Below are 21,483 nucleotides of genomic sequence, written 5' to 3' on the forward strand. Positions count from 1 at the left end.
GCACCGCGCCCGCCGGCACCGGCGCCCACGCCGATGACCATGCGGCCCAGCACGATGGGCTCGGCCTTCTCGCCCGCCGGGGGCTCGAAGCCGGCCACCGTCTCGCGCGGAATGCTGCGCTTGATCAGCTTCTCGATGTCGCGCAGGAACAGCTCCTCGTCCGCGCACACCAGGCTCAGCGCCTCGCCCTGCGCGCCGGCACGGCCGGTGCGGCCGATGCGGTGCACGTAGTCCTCGGGCACGTTGGGCAGCTCGTAGTTCACGACGTGCGGGAGCTGGTCGATGTCGATGCCGCGCGCGGCGATGTCGGTGGCCACCAGCACCTGCAGCGTGCCGGCCTTGAACTCGGAGAGCGCCTTGGTGCGCGCGCCCTGGCTCTTGTTGCCGTGGATGGCCATGGCGCTGATGCCGGCGTCGTTGAGGTACTCGGCCAGGCGGTTGGCGCCGTGCTTCATGCGCGTGAAGACGAGCACCTGGTGCCAGTCGCCCTGGCGGATGAGGTGCGCCAGCAGCCCCTTCTTGCCGTCGCGGCCCACGGGGTGGACCTTCTGCGCGATGGTGTCGGCCGTGGCGTTGCGGCGGGCCACTTCGATCAGCTCGGGCTTGTTGAGCAGCCGCTCGGCCAGCGCCTTGATGTCGTCGCTGAAGGTCGCGGAGAACAGCAGGCTCTGCTTCTGCGCCGGGACGATGGCCAGCACCTTCTTGATGTCGTGGATAAAGCCCATGTCCAGCATGCGGTCGGCTTCGTCGAGCACGAAGATTTCGACCTTGCTCAGGTCCAGCGTGCCTTGCTGGTGGTGGTCCAGCAGGCGGCCCGGCGTGGCCACCAGGATGTCCACGCCACGCTTGAGGCGGTCGATCTGCGGCTGCATGCCCACGCCGCCGAACATCACCATGCTGGTCAGCTTGAGGTACTTGCCGTAGGTGCGCACGCTCTCTTCGACCTGGGCGGCCAGCTCGCGGGTGGGCGTCAGCACCAGCGCGCGGATGGGCACGCGGCCGCGCGCGTCACGCACGGCGGGCTGCGACGCCAGGCGGTGCAGCATCGGGAGGGTGAAGCCGGCGGTCTTGCCGGTGCCGGTCTGGGCGCCGGCCAGCAGGTCCACGCCGCGCAGCACGGTGGGGATGGCCTGGGCCTGGATGGGGGTGGGCGTTTCGTAACCCTGCTCGCTGACGGCGCGCAGGATGGGCTCGGCCAGGCCGAGATCTTGGAAGTTCATGCAATGGGCCCCCGTGGGGGGGCTCTGGGCGCGCCTGCTGCCGCTGCGTGTGCAGGGCACCAGTCGGAGGCGGCACTAAGGAAGAGTGTCCGAAACGACTGCGGCGCCATGACTGGAAGCGGCACCGCAAGCCTGTGATTGTAGTGAGCACCGAGCGGGCATCCTTCACGTGCTCGCCAATGGCGTTGAATACGGCCGGGTATGGCGCGAGCGGCGACAATGGAGGATTCGGCCGGCCGGTCTGCTTTGTGTGCGCGCGGCCATCCCTTACGACAGTCTCATCCAGCAAAGAAACGCCCATGGCCCAGTACGTGTTCACCATGAACCGCGTCACCAAGACGGTTCCCCCCAAGCGCCAGATCCTCAAGGAGGTCTCGCTGTCCTTCTTCCCTGGCGCCAAGATCGGCGTGCTGGGCCTCAACGGGTCGGGCAAGTCCACGCTGCTCAAGATCATGGCCGGCCTGGACAAGGAAATCGACGGTGAAGCCGTCCCCATGCCCGGCATCAAGATCGGCTACCTGCCCCAGGAACCGCTGATCGCGCCTGAGCTGACCGTGCGCGAGGCCGTGGAGCAGGGCATCGGCGGCGTGCTGGAAGCCAAGAAGCGCCTGGACGAGGTCTACGCCGCCTACGCCGAGCCGGACGCCGACTTCGACGCCCTGGCCGCCGAGCAAGGGGAGCTGGAAGCCATCATCGCCGCCGCCGGCAGCGAGAACACCGAGCACCTGCTGGAAGTCGCCGCCGACGCGCTGCGCCTGCCGCCCTGGGACGCCACCATCGGCAACCTCTCCGGCGGCGAAAAGCGCCGCGTCGCGCTGTGCCGCCTGCTGCTGTCCAAGCCCGACATGCTGCTGCTGGACGAGCCCACCAACCACTTGGACGCCGAATCGGTGGAATGGCTGGAGCAGTTCCTGCAGCGCTTCGGCGGCACCGTGGTGGCCATCACCCACGACCGCTACTTCCTGGACAACGCCGCCGAGTGGATCCTGGAGCTCGACCGCGGCCACGGCATCCCCTGGAAGGGCAACTACTCCGACTGGCTGGACCAGAAGGAAAAGCGCCTGGAGCAGGAGCAGAAGACCGAAGACGCCCGCATGAAGGCCATGAAGCAGGAGCTGGAGTGGGTGCGCAAGAACGCCAAGGGCCGCCAGGCCAAGAGCAAGGCGCGCTTGGCCCGCTTCGAGGAACTGAGCGACGTCGAATACCAGAAGCGCAACGAGACCAACGAAATCTTCATCCCCGTGGCCGAGCGCCTGGGCAATGAAGTGATCGAGTTCAAGAACGTCTCGAAGTCCTTCGGCGACCGCGTGCTCATCGACAACCTGAGCTTCAAGGTCCCGGCCGGCGCCATCGTCGGCATCATCGGCCCCAACGGCGCGGGCAAGTCCACGCTGTTCCGGCTGATCCAGGGCGTGGAGCAGCCGGACGTGGGCGAAGTCTCCATCGGCAAGACCGCCAAGCTGGCGTTCGTGGACCAGAGCCGCGAAGGCCTGGCCGGCGACAAGACGGTGTGGGAAGACGTCTCCGGCGGCCTGGACAACATCGTGGTGGGCAAGTTCGTCATGCCCTCGCGCGCCTACATCGGCCGCTTCAACTTCAAGGGCAACGACCAGCAGAAGCTCGTCAAGAACCTCTCCGGCGGTGAGCGCGGCCGCCTGCACCTGGCCAAGACCCTGGCCCAGGGCGGCAACGTGCTGATGCTGGACGAACCGTCCAACGACCTCGACGTCGAAACCCTGCGCGCGCTGGAAGACGCGCTGCTGGAGTTCGCCGGCAGCGCCATGGTCATCAGCCACGACCGCTGGTTCCTGGACCGCATCTGCACCCACATCCTGGCCGCCGAAGGCGACAGCCAGTGGTACTTCTACGACGGCAACTACCAGGAGTACGAGGCCGACAAGAAGCGCCGCCTGGGCGAAGAGGGCGCCCGCCCGCACCGCCTGCGCTTCAAGGCCCTGAAGTAAGGCCGGCGGCCCGGGGCGCGCTGCGACGCGCCCCGTGGCGTGAACGAATCCGCGCCGCAGGGCGCAGCGATGCGGAACCCGCCCGGCCTGGGCAAAGTCCCAGACCATGTGCCCAAGCGGCCGCCCTGCGGCGGCCGCAGTCACTTTTCACCCCGCAGTGCCGCCCGCGATGTCGTTCTGCCGCTCCCCCCGCCGTTCCCCCTGCGGTTCTTCCCGCAGCGTCTCATCCCTGCGCGCCTGGCTGCCGCGCCTGGCCGCCCCGGCGCTGCTGCCGCTGCTGCTGGCGGGCTGCGCCTCGGTGCAGATGCCCTCGTTCCTGCAGGGGCTCATCCCCTCGTCGTCCTCCTCGTCCAGCGAGCTCACGCCCAAGCCGCCCGGCGCGCCGCTGCCCGCCGCGGCCGCCACGCCGCCCGGCGGACTGCAGCCCTTTGCCAGCGTCATTCGTGGCGCCAAGCGCACGGAGGGCTTCATCACCCTGTGGCAGAAGGACGAGAAGGTCTGGCTGGAGCTGGACCCCGAGGATTTCAACCGCCCCTTCTTCCTCTCGCCCAAGATTGCCCAGGGCATAGGCGAGGGCGGCGTGTTGGGCGGCACCATGGTGCAGCGCAACGGCAAGGTGGGGCGGGCGCAGGTCGTGGAGTTCCGCCGCGTGCACAACCAGGTGCAGATGGTGGCGACCAACCCCGAGTACGTCGCCCGCCCCGGCACGCCGCAGGCGCGCGCGGTGGAGGCCGGCTTCGCGCAAAGCCTGCTGGCCAGCTCCAGCGTCGCCAGCCAGCCGCACCCCGAGCGCAAGAGCGTGCTGGTGGAAGCCAACCCGCTGTTCCTGGTGGACCTGCTGGGCCTGTCGCAGTCGCTGCAGCGCGCGTACCGCCAGGGCTACGCGCTGGACGGGCGGCACACGAGCTTCACCAGCGTGCGCGCCACGGCCGACCAGGTGGTGTTCAACGTGCAGGCGCACTACGCCACCGCCACCATCGCCGTGCCGCAACCCGGCTCGCCGCCGGGCGCGCCGCAGCCCAGCGCGCCGGACACGCTGCCGGACGCGCGCAGCATGTTCGTGGGCCTGTACTACTCGCTGGCCAAGCTGCCGGAGCAGCCCATGGCGCCGCGCAAGGCCGACCCGCGCATCGGCCACTTCACCACCGTGGTCCAGGACTTCAGCGACGACCTGGCGCGCACGCCCAAGCAGCGCTTCGTCAACCGCTGGCGGCTGGAGAAGCAGGACCCGGCCGCGCCGCTGTCCGAGCCGGTGAAACCCATCACCTTCTGGCTGGACCGCACCATTCCCGAGAAGTACCGCGAGGCCATCTCGCGGGGCATCCTGGCCTGGAACGCCGCCTTCGAGCCCCTGGGCTTCAAGAACGCCATCCGCGTGCAGGTGCAGCCCGCCGGGGCGGACTTCGACACCTTCGACGTGGGCATGCCCTCGGTGCGCTGGATGACCAACGCCGAGGCCAGCTTCGGCGCCATAGGCCCCAGCCAGGTGGACCCGCGCACCGGCGAGATCCTGGACGCGGACATCAGCTTCGAGAGCCTGTCCTCGCGCGCCATACGCAACCTGCGCTCGCAGGTGCTGGGCGCCAAGCTGATGCAGGACTGGCCCGCGCTCATGCAGTCCGGCCCCGGCGCCGACGCGCAAATGGCCGCCTCGCCGCGCGAGGCCGCGGGCGGCGTGCAGACGGCGCTGTCGCAGGCCTCGGGTGACGGCTGCCACTACGCCGAAGCCGCGGCCGAGCAGCTCGGCTATGCACTGGACGTGATGGAGGCCCGCGGCGAGCTGGACCCGTCCAGCCCCGAGGCGCAGCAGTTCGTCCTGGACTACCTCACCGACACCACCATGCACGAGGTCGGCCACACGCTTGGGCTGCGCCACAACTTCCGCGCCTCGCGCCTGTACAGCGACGCGCAGCTCTCCGACCCCGACTTCACGCACAGCCACGCGCTCACCGGCTCGGTGATGGAGTACGCGCCCATCAACCTGCCGCGCAACGGCCAGAAGGGCGGCACGCCCTTCCAGACGCGGCTCGGTCCCTACGACTATTGGGCGATCGAGTACGCCTACAAGACCTTCCCGCCGGGCACGCCGGCCCAGGACGAGGCGGCGGCGCTGGCGCGCATTGCCGCGCGCAGCAGCGAGCCGGCGCTGAGCTTCGGCACGGACGAGGACAACTACCTGGGCGTCGATCCCGAGACGCTGATGTTCGACCTCAGCGCCGACGTGCTGGAGTTCGCGCGCAAGCGCATGGACATCGCGCGCGAGCTGCTGCAGCGGCTGGAGACGCGAGCGCTCAAGGCCGACGAGGACTACGCCGTGCTGCGCCGCAGCGTGGTCTACGCCGTGCGCGACGCGGGCCGCGCCGCCGGCCTGGCCGCGCGCCAGATAGGCGGCGTGCGCACGCTGCGCGACTTTCCCGGCAGCGGCCGCGACCCGCTGCAGCCCGTGGCGCCTGCCACGCAGCGCGCGGCGCTGGAGCTGCTGGCCTCGCAGGTGCTGTCGCCGGACGGTCTGAAACTCTCGCCCGCGCTGCAGCGCCGCCTGGCGCCGGACTTCCAGGAGCGCGGCGAGGCGCTCAGCGCGGGCGCGGGCTCGGTATCCACCGACTTCTCCGTGGCACCCATGCTCACCGGCATGCAGCGCGCGCTGCTGGCGCAGCTCATGAGCGACGACGTGGCGCAGCGGCTGCTGGACAGCGAGGGCAAGTTCGCCCGCGCGCAGGACGCGTTTCACCTGTCCGAGCTGTACGGCCGGCTCACGCGCGAGGTGTGGCGCGAGCTGTCCACGCGCGGCGACATCCCCGCCGCGCGGCGCGAGCTGCAGCGCGAGCACGTCAACCGCCTGGCGCAGATGCTGGTGCGGCCGCAGTCGCTCTCGCGGGCCGACGCGCGCTCGCTGCTGCGCGCCGAGGCGCAGGCGCTGCTGCCGCGCCTGCAGGCCGCGGCCAAGCGCGGGGACCTCAGCGCCGAGGCGAGGGCGCATCTGCTCGACAGCGCGGACACGCTGTCGGCGGCGCTGTCGGCGCGGCTGGAGCGGGCGGGGGCTTGAGCGGGCGGGTCTCGCCCGGCTGCCTGTCCGGCCCGCAAGCGGGTCTCCTGCGAGGCGTGTCGCGGCGCCCGCCCAGCCCTCAGAACTGCATGCGGTAATAAAGCATGGGCCCGCCGCGGCGCACGCGCATGGAGAGCTTGGAATCGGCGCCCAACTGCACGCCCAGGGCGCCCAGCTCGCCCAATGAAGCCGAGCTGCGCGGGCTGGTGAACTGCAGCTCGATGCGGGTTTGCAGCGCCGCTTCGTCCTGGGCCTCCGGCGAGGCGGCGGCGCCGTTGGCGGTGATGCGGCGCCAGGCCGAGAGGTCCAGCCGCTGGTTGCCTTCCAGCCGCGAGCGCCAGCGCACGCCGACTTCCGGCCGCGGCGGGTTCAGCCCATCGCGGCTGGCGCCCAAGGACATGCCCCAGGCGCTGTCGCCCTGCGCCGCCCAACGCACCACTTCCAGCCGGCGGTGCTCGGACTGCTCGCCTTGCTGCGGCACGCTCGTGCTGCCCAGCGTGTAGGTGACGGCGGCCACCCGGGTGCGCTCCTGGGCCTGCGCGCCGCAGGCGGCGGCCAGCAGCGTGATGAGCAAAGCCGCCGGCAGCGCGGCCGGCAGGCACTCCGGACGTCGCAGCCTGCAGGGCTGGCGGCCGGAGGTACAGCAACGTGGTTCAGGCGACAGGTGGTCCATGCGGCATGCCCTCGAAGCTCCACACCAGTGTGGGCCCCCTTTCGGGTGAGGCCAATGGGGCAGCGCCTGTTCCCGCCACGGCGTCGGTAGTTCTTCCTTCCCCCAACTGGGGGAGGCCGCCGGCCGCCTTCGCCCAAGCAAGACGGCCGCCGGTGAGGGCGGCCGTCGGCGTTGGCGAGCGCTCATGGCGGGCCGCCGAGGCGGCCGGCGCGGCAGGCTCAGATCGGCTCGGTGCGCTTCATCAGCCAGGCCAGGGCGTCGCCCTCGACGCGCGGCGCCAGGCGTTCGCGCACGGTGGCGTGGTAGGCGTTGATCCACGCCCGCTCGTCCGGGCGCAGCAGGCCCATGTCCATGCAGCGCGTGTCCATGGGGCACAGCGTGAGCGTCTCGAACTCCAGCATCTCGCCGAAGGCGCCGTTCTCGGCCGTCTGCGCCGCGACGTTGAGCACCAGGTTTTCGATGCGCACGCCCCAGCGGCCGCTGCGGTACACGCCGGGCTCGATGGAGGTGATCATCCCCGGCTCCATGGCCATGCTGGCGTCCGGCATGGCCTTGCTGATGCTTTGCGGCCCCTCGTGCACGTTGAGGAAGTAGCCCACGCCGTGGCCCGTGCCGTGGCCGAACTCGATGCCCTCGGCCCACAGCGGCGCGCGGGCGATGGCGTCCAGCATGGGGCTGAGCGTGCCGCGCGGAAAGCGCGTGCGCGACAGCGCCAGGGTCCCCTTGAGCACCAGCGTGTAGTCGCGCTTCATGGCCGCCGAGGGCGTCCCTATGGCCCACACGCGCGTGATGTCGGTGGTGCCGCCCAGGTACTGGCCGCCGGAGTCGATGAGCAGCAGCCCGTCGCCTTCGATGGCGGCGTGCAGCTCCGGCGTGGCCCGGTAGTGCGGCATGGCGCCGTTGGCGTTGAAGCCGGCGATCACCGGGAAGCTCAGGCCCACGAAGTTGGCGCGGCGCGCGCGCTCGGCGCTGAGCCACTCGTCCACCGTCAGCTCGGTCAGCCGTTCGCCGCGCGCCAGCGCCGCTTCGAAGCGGGCGTAGAAGGCGCACATGGCGGCGCCGTCCTCGGCCATGGCCTCGCGCACGTGCGCGGCTTCCTCGGCCGTCTTGCGGCTCTTGAGCAGGGTGCTGGGGTTGATGGCTTCCACCACCTCGCAGCGCAGTTGCTCGCGGAAGGCCAGCGTCACGCGCTTGGGGTCCAGCAGCAGCACGGCGTCGGCCGCAACGCCGGCCAGCGCGGCGGCGGCGTCGGCGTAGGGCGCCAGGTGCACGCCGTCGGCTTGCAGCCGCTCGCGCAAGGCGTTGCTCACCTTGCCTTCGCCCACGAAGAGCGTGGCGCGCTGCTCGTCCAGCAGCAGGTGGGCGAGGAAGACGGGGTTGTAGTCCACGTCCGCGCCGCGCAGGTTGAGCAGCCAGGCCACGTCGTCCACGCTGGAGATGAAGTGCAAGGCCGCGCCGCGCCGCGCCATGGCCTGGCGCACCTGCGCGAGCTTGTCGGCGCGCGGCACGGTGGCGTGCGGCGCGGCGTGCTCGTACACGGGTGCGGCGGGCAATGCCGGGCGGTCCGGCCAGATGTCGGCCAGCACGTCGGCGTCGGTGCGCAGCGCGATGCCCAGGGGCTCCAGCGCCCCGCGCAGCGCCTGCGCCGTGGCCAGGCCCAGCACGCTGCCGTCGGCCGCCAGCGTGGCGCCGCGCGGCAGCACGCGCGCAAGCCATTCGGCCACGTGCGAGATGGCACCGGTGGGGATCTTCACCAGCTCTATGCCGCTGCCGGCGAGCTCGCGCTCGGCCTGGTCCCAATAGCGGCTGTCGGCAAAGAGCGCCGCGGCGTCGGCGGCCACCACCAGCGTGCCCATGGAGCCGGTGAAGCCGGAGAGCCACTGCCGGCCCTGCCAGCGCTCGGGCAGGTACTCGGAGAGGTGCGGGTCGCTGGAGGGGACGAGCAGCGCGTCCAGCGTGCGCTGCCGCAGCGCCTGGCGCAGGCGCTGCAGGCGGGAAACGGCGAGATGGTCCATGGGCGTCCTTCTTGGTCTGTCCACAGCGATTGTGACCACGGCGTCGCGGACCCGCGGCGCAGCGTGGCGATCGGCGGCCCCTCAGGACAGCGACAGCGCCGCATCCAGCCGCAGCAGCACGGCCAGGCCCAGCAGGGCGAAGATGATGGCGGCGATGCGGTGAATGGCCGCGATGGGCAGCTTGCGCGTGGCGCGCTCGCCCAGCAGCACTGCGGGGACGTTGGCGATCATCATGCCCAGCGTGGTGCCCGCCACCACGGCGAAGAAAGCGTCGAACTGCGCGGCCAGCGCCACGGTGGCGATCTGCGTCTTGTCGCCCATCTCGGCCAGGAAGAAGGCCACCAGCGTGGTGCCGAAAACGCCGAAGTGGCCGCGCGGCTTGTCGTCCTCGTCGAGCTTGTCGGGGATGAGCATCCAGCCCGCCATGGCGATGAAGGACAGGCCCAGGATCCAGCGCATCACGTCCGGGCCCAGCCACTCGGTGATCCACGTGCCCAGCGCGCCCGCGCCGGCATGGTTGAAGAGGGTGGCCACCAGGATGCCCAGGATGATGGGCACGGGACGCTTGAAGCGCGCTGCCAGCAGCAGCGACAGCAACTGCGTCTTGTCGCCCATTTCGGCCAGGGCCACGATGCCGGTGGATATGAGGAAGGCTTCCAAAACAAGGTTCTCCGGCCGGCAAGTGCACACCATTGACCGAGCGCCTCCCCGGCCATGTCCGGAGGCACATCGGTCAAAGGTCTCGCCAAGCTGAAACGAACCACCTGCGCCATGTCCGCTCCAAGGCGGTCAAGTCTGTTGACGCAGGCCCCTCTCGCTGAGTGTCCAGGGCTGGACTCGGAGGGCGGCTACTCCCCAATGACAGCCGGCATTCTAACCGGGCCGCCGATGGCCTCTTTTTTCAGGCCGGCGCAAGTGGTGGCAACCCGTGGCGCAGCCGCGCGCGGGTGCAGGCGTCGTCGGGCAGGCCCAGCGGCGCCAGCATGCCGAACTCGCGGCAGGGCGACGGACGCCACTCGTGGATGCCGCAACGAACCTTCTGGCCCACCTTGCCGTACAGGGCCGCGCAGCGCGGCTGCGCGTGGTCCGTGCCGCGCATGCGGCAGGTGCTGTCGTTGACGTCCACCGCCAAGCCGTCCGGCACGTGGCCGCCCTCGCTGGACAGCTCGTCGCGCGCGAAATCGACGCGGAAGCTCGCGCAGCAGGCGCCACAGGCCGTGCAGGCGTTGGCGTCCTGGGAAGCTTGGGAGGAGGCGGGGGCGGTGGGACTGCTCATGGCGCGCATGGTGCCGCAGCGGCGGCGGGCGGGTCAGCGCGCCAGCGTGCGCCGCGTCACGTTTGCGGCGCGCTTGCGCGCACGACGGTGACCGTGCACTCGCTTTGCGCCACGACCTGGGACGAGACGCTACCCAGGTAGCGGCGCAGCGCGGAGTTGCCGCGCGCGCCCATGACGATGTGGTCCACCTGCGTGCGCTGGGCGAAGTCGATGATGGCCGCGGCCGGGTCCGGCGCCTCCAGCACGTGGAAGGTCAACCTGCCGTGGCCCAGGTCCAGCGCCTGCGAGATGGGGCGGGCCCAGTGCTTCAAGCCCACGAGCTGGCGCACGTGGTGGCTGCGGCCCTGCTCATCGACCAGCTCGTCCATGCCGATGCGCGCGGTGCGCATGACGCTCACGCAGGCCAGCCGCGCGCCGGGTTCGGTGGAGAGGATGCGGCGCACCGTCTCGCGCAACTGCTCCAGCAGCGCCTCGCCGGCGTTGTCCACGTCCACCGCGGCCATGACGATGGGCGTGCGCGCCACCTGCTCGCCGGCGCTCACCGTGGCGCGAGGCTCGCTGCCCACCGAGGCCAGCCAGCGCCGCAGCGTGCGCCAGCGCCCGGCCGTGGCCGCCTTGTGCGCGCGCTCGGTGAGCTCTATCTGCGCGGGCTCCTGCAGCGCCAGCGCGAGCTGCGCGGCGCTGGGCCAGCGCTTGTCGGGGTCCACCTCCAGGCAGCGCAGGATGACCTCCTGCAGCCACGGCGGCATGTCCGCTCGCAGCGTGCGCGGCGGCGTGGGCTCGGTGTAGAGCCGCCGGCGCAGCCCGGCGACGCTGGTGGGCTGGCCGAAGGGACGCTCGCCGGTGGCGAAGTGGTAGAGCATCACGCCCAGCGCGAAGAGGTCGCTGCGCGGGTCGTTGCGCACGAACTGGACCTGCTCCGGCGACATGTAGGGCCCCGTGCCTATGGGCAGCGTGAACTCCTCGTCCAGCAGGTCCGGCAGGTGGTCGTGGCGCGAGAGGCCGTAGTCCACCAGCACGGCGCTGCCGTCGGGGCGGAAGAGGATGTTGCTGGGCTTCACGTCCAGGTGGACGACGTGCTGGCGGTGCAGGTCGTGCAGGGCGGTGGCCACGCGTGCGCCCAGGTCCAGCACCTCGCGCAGCGGCAGCGGGGCGGCATCCAGTCGCGGGCGCAACGAGTGGCCGGGGATGAGCTCCATGACGATGTAGGGCTGGCGCGCGAAGTCGCCCTTGGCGATGAAGCGCGGCACGTGCACGCCCGCCAGCATGGGCATGATCATCATCTCGACCTCGAAGCCGACGATGGTGGCCGGGTCCTCGCCGCCCTTGATGCGCGGCACCTTCATGATCAGCGGGAGCTGGTGCGCCGGGTGCGTGACGCGCCAGAGGTGGGCCATGCCGCCCTGGTGCAGGTGCTCCTGCAGCGTGAAGCCGTCTATGACGCGGCCCGCGCGCAGCGGGGCGTGGTGCGCGTCCTCGTGTGGCGCAGCGGGCTGTGCCTCAGCGTCCATCGTGCAGGCGCTGGCCGAACTCCGGCGGCAGCCCGGCGGCCAGGATCTTCTTCGCCGCGGCGTCGTGGTCGTAGGGCACGCGGTGGAAGGTGAGGGTCATGGCCTCGTCGTCGAACATGGCGTAGGCGGCGGCCGGGTTGCCGTCGCGCGGCTGCCCGCAGGCGCCGGGAATGGCCAGCCACTGCCGGTGCGGCAGCACGGGAATGGGCACGCCCGGCACGGGCGCGAAGTCGCCGGCTTTGCCCGTGCCCGACAGGTGGTAGAGCATGGGCAGATGCATGTGGCCGCAGAAGACGTGGCGCGCGGGCGTGGCCTGCAGGCTTTGCACGGCTTCGGCGCGGCTGAGCACGTATTCCCATTCGGCCGGCGCGTGGGCGTTGGCGTGGACGAAGAGGCAGGTGCCGTGCTCGCGCGTGAGCGGCAGGGCGGCCAGGAAGCTCAGTTGCGCCGGCGCCAGTTGCGTGCGCGTCCATTCCACCGCCAGCCGCGCCGTGGGCCGCATGGTGGGCTGCGCGCCGCGCACGGTGGCCGCGTCGTGGTTGCCCATCACGGCAAAGGCACCCTGTTCCACGAGGGCGCGCGCCTGGTCCAGCACCCAGCCCGGGTCGGCGCCGTAGCCCACGAAGTCGCCCAGCAGCGCGAACTGCTGCGCGCCGTGGCCGCGGGCGTGGGCGAGCACTTCCTCCAGCGCCTCGCGGTTGGCGTGCAGGTCGGTGATCAGGGCGAGTTTCATCGGGCTGGAAGCAAAGGCGGGGGCTACGCATGCTGCACGCCCCGGCTTACCCGACGCTGCCGCCCGCCTTCGCGGCTGCGGCAGCGCAAGGCGCGGCGGCGTCAGCCTATGCGGCCGAGCAGCAGGTACTCCATGAGCGCCTTTTGCACGTGCATGCGGTTCTCGGCTTCGTCCCAGACAACGGATTGGGGCCCGTCAATGACCTCGGCCGTCACCTCCTCGCCGCGGTGGGCGGGCAGGCAGTGCATGAACACGGCGTCGGGCTGGGCCACGGCCATCATGTCGGTGTCCACGCACCAGTCGGCGAAAGCCAGCTTGCGCTTCTCGTTCTCGGCCTCGTAGCCCATGCTGGTCCACACGTCGGTGGTCACCAGGTCGGCGTTGCGGCAAGCCTCGCGCGGATCGGCGAAGACCTTGTAGCAGTTGGCGTTCTTGATGCCGGCCACGGCGGCGTCGATCTCGTAGCCGCTGGGCGTGCTCACGTGCACCGTGAAGCCCAGCACTTCCGCCGCCTGCAGCCAGGTGTTGGCCATGTTGTTGCCGTCGCCGACCCAGGCCACGGTCTTCCCCGCAATGGAGCCGCGGTGCTCGATGAACGTGAAGATATCGGCCAGGATCTGGCAGGGGTGGTACTCGTTGGTGAGGCCGTTGATGACGGGCACGCGCGAGTGCGCCGCGAAGGCTTCGAGCTTGGACTGCTCGAAGGTGCGGATCATCACCAGGTCCACCATGCGGCTGATGACGCGGGCGCTGTCCTCGATGGGCTCGGCGCGGCCGAGCTGGCTGTCGCCGGTGGTCAGGTGCACCACCGAGCCGCCCATCTGGTACATGCCGGCCTCGAAGCTCACGCGGGTGCGGGTGCTGGCCTTCTCGAAGATCATGGCCAGCGTGCGGTCCGCCAGCGGCTGGTACTTCTCGTAGTTCTTGAACCGCTTCTTGATGATGGCGGTGCGCTCCAGGAGGTAGGCGTACTCCTCGGCGCGCAAGTCCTTGAACTGCAGGTAGTGCTTCATCAGGCTCATTCCGGGCTTCATGGCGCGGTGGTTTCTGCGACGAACTGCGCGATCAGCGGGCACAGGATCGAAACGATCTCGTCGGCTTCGGCACGGGTGAGGATCAGCGGCGGCACCAGGCGCACCACGCGGTCGGCGGTGACGCTCAGCAGCAGGCCGGCCTGGGCGGCGCGGCCCAGCAGCTCGCCGCAGGGGCGGTCCAGCTCGATGCCCAGCATCAGGCCCTGGCCGCGGATTTCGACCACGGCGGCGTTGCCCGCGAGCTCGCGCTCCAGCGCGGCGCGCAGGTGGGCGCCGACCTCGGCCGCGTTCTGCAGCAGGCCGTCCTCTTCCATGATGGTCAGCGTCTCCAGGCCGGCACGCATGGCCAGCGGGTTGCCGCCGAAGGTGGTGCCGTGGTTGCCGGGCTGGAACACGTTGGCCGCACGCGGGCCGCACACCACCGCGCCGATGGGCACGCCGGAGCCCAGGCCCTTGGCCAGCGGCATCACGTCAGGCTGGATGCCGGCCCACTGGTGCGCGAACCACTTGCCGGTGCGGCCGATGCCGCACTGCACCTCGTCGAGCATGAGCAGCCACTCGCGCTCGTCGCACAGCTTGCGCAGGCCCTGCAGGTATTCCCAGCGCGCGGGGTTGATGCCGCCTTCGCCCTGGATGGTCTCCAGGAACACCGCGACCACGTTGGGGCGGGTGCGTGCCACTTCCTCGACGGCGGCCAGGTCGTTGAGCGGAATGCGAACAAAACCTTCCACCAGCGGGCCGAAGCCGGCCTGGACCTTGGTGTTGCCCGTGGCCGACAGCGTGGCGATGGAGCGGCCGTGGAAGGACTTCTCGTAGACGATGACCTCGGGGAACTCGATGCCGCGGTCATGGCCGTACTTGCGCGCGATCTTGATCGCGGCCTCGTTGGCTTCCAGGCCGGAGTTGCAGAAGAAGGCGTTGGTCAGCCCGGAAAGCGCCACCAGCTTGGCGCCGAGCTGCTCCTGCAGCGGCACGCGGTAGTAGTTGGAGCAGTGGATGAGCTTGGCGATCTGGTCCTGCAGCGCCGGCACCAGCTTGGGATGGGCGTGGCCCAGCGTGTTGACGGCGATGCCGCCCAGGCCATCGAGGTATTGCTTGCCGTCGGTGTCCCACACCCTGCAGCCCCGGCCGTGCGACAGCGCAAAGGGCAGGCGGCCGTAGGTGTTCATCAGGGGCGACGGGGAAGTGGCGTTCATCGGTGGGGGGCTCCGCACAAAAAAACCGAAGCCGGGCATGTCTTGCGCGACATGGGCCGGCCAAGCTCGGGATTCTATGCCGCGCTTGCGGGATGGCTTGTTTCGGCCAAAGCGCACATTGCGCTGCAGGTCGGCCGTGAGCTGTCAGGGGCGTCAGGCCGGGGAAACCCGTATGGAGGCACAATGTCGCCCGCTTTGCGCGGCCACCGGGCCGGCTCTCCCATCGAACTCCACCCCCCGTTCGCATGTCCAAACCCCGAGAAGTTTTTATCCAGGGGATCACTCTCCAAGGTCGCACCTTCAGGCCCAGCGACTGGGCCGAGCGGCTGGCGGGTGCCATGTCCTCCTTCCGACCCGGCGGCGCGCGCACCGGCCCGGGCGCGCACATCGGCTACTCGCCGCTGTGCGTGCCGCGCGTGATCAACGGCGTCAAGTGCGTGATCGTGAGCGAGGCGCTCAAGGACGTGGACGTGCGCGCCTGGGACTTCGTCATGAACTTCGCGCGCGACAACGAGCTGCAGGTGGCCGAGGCCTGCTTGCTGCCGGACAAGCCGGCCGCCGCGGCGCAGCCGCAGCAAAGCCCCGCCAAGCCCGCCGAGAAGGCGGACGCGGTCAAGTAAGTCTGTTCAGCGGAAGGTGGCGCGCGCAACCGAAAGGCGCGCTGCCGACGCGACGGCTTCAGCCGTCCTGCCATCGCGGCAGGGGGTCGCGATGCCCGTGCGAGCCGACGCTCAAGCAGCGGGCGGCCATGAAAAAAGGCCCGCGCTGCGGGCCTTTTTCATATCCCCCTGGGAACCGCCTTGTCAGGCAGCAGCAGCGGAGGAAGCCAGCGACAGGGCCTTGACCTTGGCGGCCAGGCGGCTCTTCTGGCGGGCGGCCTTGTTCTTGTGGAAGATGCCCTTGTCGGCGACGGAGTCGATCACGCTTTGGGCGGCCTTGAACACGTCGGTGGCCTTGGCGGCATCACCGGCGGCAACGGCCTTCTGCACGCTCTTGATGGCGGTGCGGAACTTCGAACGCAGCGCGGTGTTGGCGGCGTTCAGCTTCACGTCCTGGCGAGCGCGCTTGCGGCCAGACGCGATGCGGACGGTTTTCTTCTTGGCTTTGGAAGAGGTAGCCATGCTGGTGTGGTGGGTCCAGGGTGGAAAGCCGGCGAGTATAGCATTCCGAAGTTGATGGGCGAAAGCCTGGTCCGAGCCGCGCGGGTGGTCTTCCTATAATCGCCGGCTCTTCGCCGCTATTGCCGTGTCCTTTTGCCGCGCGGGCTTCATGCCCAAAGCGCGCGCACCGCGGCCCGCCTCATGAACCTGCTCAAGGCCGCGTCCACCGTCTCCCTGCTCACGCTCGCCTCGCGCATCACGGGGCTGGTGCGCGACCTGCTGCAGGCCTCGGTCTTCGGCGCCAGTGCGCTCACCGACGCCTTCAACGTCGCCTTTCGCATCCCCAATCTGCTGCGCCGCCTGGTGGGCGAGGGCGCCTTCTCGCAGGCCTTCGTCCCGCTGCTGGCGGCCTCGCATGCGCGCGATGGCGACGAGGCCACGCAGCGCCTCATCAATGCCGTGGCCACGATGCTGCTGTGGACGCTGGTGGTGATCTGCACCATCGGCATCGTGGGCGCGCCGCTGCTGGTGTGGCTCATGGGCGAGGGCCTGCGCGACAGCGGCGGCTACGACCACGCCGTGGTGATGACGCGCTGGATGTTCCCCTACATCGCCTGCATGTCGCTGGTGGCGCTGGCCGCGGGCATCCTCAACACCTGGCGGCGCTTCATGGTGCCGGCGGCCACGCCGGTGCTGCTCAACCTGGCCTGGATCGTCGCGCTCATGCTGGGCGTGCCGCTGTTCGAGCGGCTGGGCATCGAGCCCATCTACGCGCTGGCCGCCGGCGTGATGGTGGGCGGCGTGCTGCAACTGGCCGTGCAGGTGCCGGCGCTGCGGCGCATCAACGCCATGCCGCGCTTCAGCCTCAGCTGGCGCGGCGTGCGCGCGGCCTGGACCCACGAGGGCGTGCACGACGTGCTGCGCAAGATGGCCCCGGCGCTCTTGGGCGTGTCGGTGGCGCAGATCTCGCAGCTCATCAACACGCAGATCGCCTCCCAGCTCGGCGCGGGCGCGGTCTCGCTGCTGACCTACGCCGACCGGCTGATGGAATTCCCCACCGCGCTGCTGGGCGTGGCGCTGGGCGTGGTGCTCACGCCACAGCTCTCGGCTGCGCACGCGCGCAAGGACGAAGCCGCCTACTCCGGCATGCTGGAGTGGGGCCTGCGCCAGTTGCTGCTGGTGGCCATGCCCTGCGCGCTGGCGCTGCTGGTCTTTGCCGAGCCGCTGGTGGCCACGCTCTACCAGCGCGGCGCCTTCGCCGCCGACGCGGACAACCTGCGCGGCGCGGCGCTGGCGGTGGTGGGCTATGGCGTTGGGCTGATCGGCATCGTCTCCATACGCATCCTGGCTCCGGGCTACTACGCCCGGCAGGACACGCGCACGCCGGTGCGCGTGGCCGTGGCCGTGCTCGTCCTCACGCAGCTCTTCAACCTCGTGTTCGTGTTCGGCGGGGGGCTGGGCATCGCGGGGCTGGCGCTCTCCACCAGCCTCGGGGCGCTGGTCAACGCCGGCACGCTGCTGTTCCTGCTGTGGCGCCGGGGCCTGTGGCGGCCGGGGCCGGGCTGGGTCCGCTACCTGATGCAGCTGCTGGCCGCCAGCGCGGCCATGGGTGCCGGCCTCTCCTGGCTCAACGACCACCTGGACTGGGCCAACATGCGCGAGCTGGTGCGCATCGCCTGCATGGCCGCGGCCATGGTGGGGGCGGGCGTCATCTACTTCGGCACGCTGATGCTTTCCGGCCTCAAGCCCAAGCAGTTGCTGCGCCGGGGCTGAGCGCGTGGGCCTACACTGCCTCTCATGAGCGGCGGCATGCATTTCCGGCAGTTCCAGCCTCCGACGGCGCTGGAGTATTTCGCGGCGCTCGTGGCCGACGACGCGAGCCTTTCCACCTTCGAAGCGGCGGTGAGCGTCGCGCAGGACGACTACCCTCAGCTGGACACCCAGTCCGTGCTGCACGAGGTGGACACCCTGGCCGAGCGGCTGCGCCGGCGGCTGCCGGCCGATGCGGCGCCCATGTTCAAGCTGCGCAGCCTCAACCGCTACTTTTTCCAGGAGCTGGGCTTCGCGGGCAACGTCAACGACTACTACGACCTGGCCAACAGCTATCTGCACCAGGTGCTGGTGACGCGGCGCGGCATTCCCATCACGCTGGCGCTGCTCTACATCGAGATCGCCGACCACATCGGCTTGCAGGCGCACGGCGTCTCCTTTCCCGGGCATTTCCTGGTCAAGCTGCACATGCCGCAGGGCGAGGTGGTGCTGGACCCGTTCAACGGGCGCTCGCTCTCGCGCGAGCAGCTCGACGAGCGGCTGCAGCCCTACCGCCGCCAGCAGGGCCTGGTGGGCGACTTCGAGGCGCCGCTGGAGCTGTTCCTGCAGGCCGCGCCGCCGCGCGAGATCCTGGCGCGGCTGCTGCGCAACCTGAAGGAAATCCACCGCAGCGCCGGCGACTGGGTGCGGCTGCTGGCCGTGGAGCAGCGTCTGGTGCTGCTGCTGCCGCAGGACTGGGAGGAGCGGCGCGACCGCGGCCTCTGCCAGGCCGAGCTGGGCCAGTACGCCGCCGCGGCGCAGGACCTGGCGCAGTACCTGCGCCAGCATCCGCAGGCGGCCGACGCGCCCGCGCTCACCGAACGGCTGGAAGAGCTGCGCCGCCACGGCCAGCCGCGGCTGCACTGACGCCCCCGGTGCCGTGCCCGCGCCCGGCGCGTGCCATTTCCGTGCCCCGGGGTTGAGGGGCGTCAGCCCCCTACAATCGCGCCCGCAGTCCGCCAGCGGCCGGCCGCGCCAGTGCGCCACTGGTGGCGCCGGTGCCGCCGCCGACCGCGCCGGCGCGTGCCGCCGGTGGAACCGGTCCCTTTGCCGGTCGCACCGGGCCGCGGTGCCGGCGCGGGCCGGCCGGACCCGAATCCGGATGAAACAGATTCCCTTGCCGATCGCTTTCGAGCGGGTACCGAGCTTCGATGGCTTCGTGCCCGGCGCCAACGCGGCCGCCGTGCAGCACCTGCGCCGGCTCGGCCGGGGCTCGGCCGCGCTCGCGCCGCTGTACCTGTGGGGTCCGCAAGGCAGCGGCAAGACCCACCTGCTGCAGGCGCTGGTGCACGAGCGCCAGCTCGCCGGTGAGCGCGTGGGCTGGTTCAACGCCGCCGATCCGGTGCCCTGGGAGGTGGACGAGGGCTGGACGCTGCTGGTCATGGACGACTGCGAGCGGCTGGACCCGCTGCACCAGCAGGCCGCGTTCGCGGCCTTCATCGACGCCGCCACGTTCCAGGTGCAGGTGGTGGCCGCCGGCCGCGTGCCGCCCGTGGACCTGCCCGTGCGCGAGGACTTGCGCACCCGGCTGGCCTGGGGCGACGTGTTCGCGCTACAGCCGCTGGCCGAGCACGAGGCCCGCGCCACGCTGCAGCACGAGGCGCAGCGCCGCGGCATCGAGCTCACCGACGACGTGATGGATTACTTGCTGAACCACTTCGACCGCGACCTCAAGCACCTCATGGCGCTGCTGGACCGGCTCGACGGCTTCGCGCTGGCACAGCGCCGCGCCGTCACCGTGCCGCTGCTGCGGCGCATGCTGGCCGAGGAGGGCGCCTGAGGTGGCCGCACACGAGAACAAGGACAACATGGAACTGGCTCTATTCGACCTGGACGGCACGCTGCTGCCCGGGGACTCCGACCACGCCTTCGGCGAATTCATGGTCCGCCTGGGCTGGGCGGACGGCGAGGCCTGGCGCGCGCGCAACGACGGCTTCTTCGCCGACTACCAGGCCGGGCGCCTGGACCTGCCGGCCTACATCGACTTCGCCACCTCCGCCTGGCGCGCGCGCCCCGAGGCCGAGGCGCTGGCCGCGCGCGAGCGCTTCATGGCGGAGGTGATCCGCCCGCAGATGCATCCGCAGGCGTTGGCCCTGGTGCGCAAGCACCAGGACGCCGGCCACCTGTGCGCCGTCGTCACCGCCACCAACGAGTTCGTGACCGCGCCCATCGCGCAGGCTTTCGGCGTGGAGCACCTCATCGCGCTGCGCCTGGCGCGCGACGCGCAGGGCCGCGTCACCGGCGCCATCGACGGCGTGCCCTCCTACCGCGAGGGCAAGATAGCGCGGGTGCGCGACTGGCTCGCCGGCCTGGGCCGCACGCAAGCCGACTTCAGCCGCGTGCACTTCTACAGCGACTCCACCAACGACCTGCCGCTGCTGGAGCAGGTCGATTCCCCGGTGGCCACCAACCCGGGCTCCGCGCTGGAGGCGATCGCCCTCGCGCGCGGCTGGCCCATCCTCAAGCTGTTCGCATGATCAAGACCCTCATCGGCCGGCTGCTCGGCGGCGGCAAGTCCGAGCCCAAGGCGCCGCGCATTCCCTTGGGCGAACGCGTGGAGGTGCCGGAGAGCGAGCACGGCATCGATGCCTCGCTGCTGGACGACCGCGCCGTCAAGGTGGTGCGCACGCTGCAGGAGGCGGGCTTCGATGCCTACATCGTCGGCGGCGCCGTGCGCGACCTGCTGGTGGGCCTGCGGCCCAAGGACTTCGACGTCGCCACCAACGCCACGCCCGAGGAGGTGAAGGGGCTGTTCCGCCGCGCCTTCATCATCGGCCGGCGCTTTCGCATCGTGCACGTCATCTTCGGCCGCGGCCGCGACCACGAGGTGGTGGAGGTGTCCACCTTCCGCGCCTACCTGGACGCCAGCGCCGCCGAGCAGGTGGAGGGCAACGAGAAGACCTCCAAGAGCGAGCTGGCCGGCAAGAGCCACGTGGTGGACGCCAGCGGCCGCGTGCTGCGCGACAACGTCTGGGGTCCGCAGATCGAGGACGCGGCGCGGCGCGACTTCACCATCAACGCCATGTACTACGACCCCACCACGCGCATCGTGGTGGACTACCACGGCGGCGTGCGCGACGTGAAGAAGCGGCTGCTGCGCATCATCGGCGAGCCGGAGCTGCGCTACCGCGAGGATCCGGTGCGCCTCATCCGCATGGTGCGCTTCGCGGCCAAGCTGGGCTTCGAGATCGAGGCCCGCACGCGCGAGCCCATGCCGCGGGTGATGGAGCTGCTGGACAACGTGCCCGTCTCGCGCATGTTCGACGAGATGATCAAGCTGCTGCAGACCGGCCACGCGCTGCGCAGCCTGGACGAGCTGCGCAAGCAGGGCATGCAGCGCGTGTTCCCGCTGCTGGAGGTGGTGTTCAACGCCGACGAGGTGCGCGAGCGCTTCATCCGCCTGGCGCTGGAGGACACCGACCGCCGCGTGGCCGATGGCCGCGCCGTGGCGCCCAGCTTCATGCTGGCGTGCATGCTGTGGCATGACGTGCAGTCGCGCTGGGCGCAACTGAAGGACGCGGGCGAGCCGCCCGTGCCCGCGCTGCAGCAGGCCATCGACGCCGTGTTCGACGCGCGCATCGGCGACATCTCCGGCCGCGGCAAGCTCGCCGCCGACATGCGCGAGATCTGGCTGATGCAGCCCCGCTTCGATCGCCGCACGGGCAACGCGCCCTTCGCGCTGGTGGAGCAGCCGCGCTTTCGCGCCGGCTACGACTTCCTGCGCCTGCGCGCCGACGTGGGCCAGGCCGACGCCGACCTGGCCGAGTGGTGGGAAGACTTCTCGTTGGGCACGTCCGAGGAGCGCGACGCCCTGGTGCAGGCCGTGCGCGAGGCCTCGCAGCCGCAACGCAAGCGCCGGGGCTCGTCCGCCGGCGCCGCGGCGCCGGCGCGCGCCAAGCCCGCAGC

At 70.8% G+C, this 21,483-nt stretch carries 18 protein-coding genes and 1 riboswitch; of the genes, 8 read left to right on the top strand and 10 right to left on the bottom strand.

Going from position 1 to position 21,483, the window contains the following annotated elements:
• On the bottom strand, positions 1-1,220 hold a 1,220-nt coding region (locus SM757_RS32235), incomplete at its 3' end, for a DEAD/DEAH box helicase (protein ID WP_322468478.1).
• 299 nt (positions 1,221-1,519) lie between these two features.
• Between SM757_RS32235 and ettA the strand changes: the two genes are divergently transcribed.
• Together ettA and SM757_RS32245 are read left to right on the top strand one after the other, a co-directional pair.
• Positions 1,520-3,184: an energy-dependent translational throttle protein EttA gene (gene ettA, locus SM757_RS32240; RefSeq protein ID WP_066334893.1), complete on the top strand. Its 1,665-nt coding sequence runs from the start codon at positions 1,520-1,522 to the stop codon at positions 3,182-3,184.
• 169 nt (positions 3,185-3,353) lie between these two features.
• Positions 3,354-6,230 carry a zinc-dependent metalloprotease gene (locus SM757_RS32245; RefSeq protein ID WP_322468479.1) on the top strand — a complete coding sequence of 959 codons (2,877 nt, stop codon included), beginning with the start codon at positions 3,354-3,356 and terminating at the stop codon, positions 6,228-6,230.
• A gap of 79 nt (positions 6,231-6,309) precedes the next feature.
• Here the strand turns inward: SM757_RS32245 and SM757_RS32250 are convergent, their stop codons facing one another.
• From SM757_RS32250 to SM757_RS32285, 8 genes are all read right to left on the bottom strand, one after another.
• Positions 6,310-6,903 (bottom strand): hypothetical protein, encoded by a 594-nt coding sequence (locus SM757_RS32250; protein WP_157118855.1) that lies wholly within the window; start codon positions 6,901-6,903, stop codon positions 6,310-6,312.
• 218 nt (positions 6,904-7,121) lie between these two features.
• A complete protein-coding gene (locus SM757_RS32255; protein ID WP_322468480.1) occupies positions 7,122-8,918 on the bottom strand; it encodes an aminopeptidase P family protein in 1,797 nt (598 codons plus the stop codon).
• 81 nt (positions 8,919-8,999) lie between these two features.
• A complete protein-coding gene (locus tag SM757_RS32260) occupies positions 9,000-9,578 on the bottom strand; it encodes a TMEM165/GDT1 family protein (RefSeq protein ID WP_066334888.1) in 579 nt (192 codons plus the stop codon).
• Between the two features lie 10 nt (positions 9,579-9,588).
• A riboswitch (yybP-ykoY riboswitch) is annotated at positions 9,589-9,787 on the bottom strand.
• Between the two features lie 32 nt (positions 9,788-9,819).
• Positions 9,820-10,194, bottom strand: a complete 375-nt coding sequence (locus SM757_RS32265) for a YkgJ family cysteine cluster protein (protein WP_066334938.1) — start codon at positions 10,192-10,194, stop codon at positions 9,820-9,822.
• Positions 10,195-10,250: 56 nt separating this feature from the next.
• Positions 10,251-11,705, bottom strand: a complete 1,455-nt coding sequence (locus SM757_RS32270; protein ID WP_322468481.1) for a serine/threonine protein kinase — start codon at positions 11,703-11,705, stop codon at positions 10,251-10,253.
• Entirely contained in the window at positions 11,695-12,438 is a 744-nt protein-coding gene (locus tag SM757_RS32275; protein ID WP_322468482.1) for a metallophosphoesterase family protein, read from the bottom strand. Before SM757_RS32275 ends, SM757_RS32270 begins: the two co-directional genes overlap by 11 nt.
• Before the next feature lie 101 nt (positions 12,439-12,539).
• A complete protein-coding gene (gene argF / locus SM757_RS32280; RefSeq protein WP_066334872.1) occupies positions 12,540-13,472 on the bottom strand; it encodes an ornithine carbamoyltransferase in 933 nt (310 codons plus the stop codon).
• Complete coding sequence (locus tag SM757_RS32285; RefSeq protein WP_066334869.1) at positions 13,469-14,668, bottom strand: aspartate aminotransferase family protein; 1,200 nt, start codon at positions 14,666-14,668, stop codon at positions 13,469-13,471. Before SM757_RS32285 ends, argF begins: the two co-directional genes overlap by 4 nt.
• A 245-nt stretch (positions 14,669-14,913) precedes the next feature.
• On the opposite strand from SM757_RS32285, the gene SM757_RS32290 reads away from it, so the two are divergent.
• The gene (locus SM757_RS32290) at positions 14,914-15,288 is read left to right on the top strand and encodes a DUF3579 domain-containing protein (protein ID WP_066334858.1); all 375 of its coding nucleotides are present in this window, start codon (positions 14,914-14,916) and stop codon (positions 15,286-15,288) included.
• A gap of 183 nt (positions 15,289-15,471) precedes the next feature.
• Here the strand turns inward: SM757_RS32290 and rpsT are convergent, their stop codons facing one another.
• The gene (gene rpsT, locus SM757_RS32295; protein WP_066334856.1) at positions 15,472-15,789 is read right to left on the bottom strand and encodes a 30S ribosomal protein S20; all 318 of its coding nucleotides are present in this window, start codon (positions 15,787-15,789) and stop codon (positions 15,472-15,474) included.
• A gap of 180 nt (positions 15,790-15,969) precedes the next feature.
• On the opposite strand from rpsT, the gene murJ reads away from it, so the two are divergent.
• The 5 genes from murJ to pcnB form a co-directional block, all read left to right on the top strand.
• Entirely contained in the window at positions 15,970-17,541 is a 1,572-nt protein-coding gene (gene murJ, locus SM757_RS32300) for a murein biosynthesis integral membrane protein MurJ (protein WP_322468483.1), read from the top strand.
• Positions 17,542-17,577: 36 nt separating this feature from the next.
• A complete protein-coding gene (locus tag SM757_RS32305) occupies positions 17,578-18,444 on the top strand; it encodes a SirB1 family protein (protein WP_174548613.1) in 867 nt (288 codons plus the stop codon).
• Positions 18,445-18,679: 235 nt separating this feature from the next.
• Complete coding sequence (hda, locus tag SM757_RS32310) at positions 18,680-19,357, top strand: DnaA regulatory inactivator Hda (protein WP_322468484.1); 678 nt, start codon at positions 18,680-18,682, stop codon at positions 19,355-19,357.
• Between the two features lie 28 nt (positions 19,358-19,385).
• Complete coding sequence (locus tag SM757_RS32315) at positions 19,386-20,054, top strand: histidinol-phosphatase (RefSeq protein WP_066334936.1); 669 nt, start codon at positions 19,386-19,388, stop codon at positions 20,052-20,054.
• Positions 20,051-21,483 (top strand): polynucleotide adenylyltransferase PcnB (gene pcnB, locus SM757_RS32320; protein ID WP_322468485.1); only part of this gene is annotated, 1,433 nt, incomplete at its 3' end. The genes SM757_RS32315 and pcnB, both read left to right, overlap by 4 nt.

The organism is Azohydromonas lata, from assembly GCF_034427735.1.
GTDB classification, from domain to species: domain Bacteria; phylum Pseudomonadota; class Gammaproteobacteria; order Burkholderiales; family Burkholderiaceae_C; genus Azohydromonas; species Azohydromonas lata.

Bases quoted from the DNA above. Each gene is read 5' to 3' on its own strand.
- ettA (WP_066334893.1), top strand. From the start codon at position 1,520: ATGGCCCAGTACGTGTTCACCATGAACCGCGTCACCAAGACGGTTCCC.
- SM757_RS32245 (WP_322468479.1), top strand. From the start codon at position 3,354: ATGTCGTTCTGCCGCTCCCCCCGCCGTTCCCCCTGCGGTTCTTCCCGC.
- SM757_RS32250 (WP_157118855.1), bottom strand. From the start codon at position 6,903: ATGGACCACCTGTCGCCTGAACCACGTTGCTGTACCTCCGGCCGCCAG.
- SM757_RS32255 (WP_322468480.1), bottom strand. From the start codon at position 8,918: ATGGACCATCTCGCCGTTTCCCGCCTGCAGCGCCTGCGCCAGGCGCTG.
- SM757_RS32265 (WP_066334938.1), bottom strand. From the start codon at position 10,194: ATGAGCAGTCCCACCGCCCCCGCCTCCTCCCAAGCTTCCCAGGACGCC.
- SM757_RS32270 (WP_322468481.1), bottom strand. From the start codon at position 11,705: ATGGACGCTGAGGCACAGCCCGCTGCGCCACACGAGGACGCGCACCAC.
- SM757_RS32275 (WP_322468482.1), bottom strand. From the start codon at position 12,438: ATGAAACTCGCCCTGATCACCGACCTGCACGCCAACCGCGAGGCGCTG.
- argF (WP_066334872.1), bottom strand. From the start codon at position 13,472: ATGAAGCCCGGAATGAGCCTGATGAAGCACTACCTGCAGTTCAAGGAC.
- SM757_RS32285 (WP_066334869.1), bottom strand. From the start codon at position 14,668: ATGAACGCCACTTCCCCGTCGCCCCTGATGAACACCTACGGCCGCCTG.
- SM757_RS32290 (WP_066334858.1), top strand. From the start codon at position 14,914: ATGTCCAAACCCCGAGAAGTTTTTATCCAGGGGATCACTCTCCAAGGT.
- rpsT (WP_066334856.1), bottom strand. From the start codon at position 15,789: ATGGCTACCTCTTCCAAAGCCAAGAAGAAAACCGTCCGCATCGCGTCT.
- murJ (WP_322468483.1), top strand. From the start codon at position 15,970: ATGAACCTGCTCAAGGCCGCGTCCACCGTCTCCCTGCTCACGCTCGCC.
- SM757_RS32305 (WP_174548613.1), top strand. From the start codon at position 17,578: ATGCATTTCCGGCAGTTCCAGCCTCCGACGGCGCTGGAGTATTTCGCG.
- hda (WP_322468484.1), top strand. From the start codon at position 18,680: ATGAAACAGATTCCCTTGCCGATCGCTTTCGAGCGGGTACCGAGCTTC.
- SM757_RS32315 (WP_066334936.1), top strand. From the start codon at position 19,386: ATGGAACTGGCTCTATTCGACCTGGACGGCACGCTGCTGCCCGGGGAC.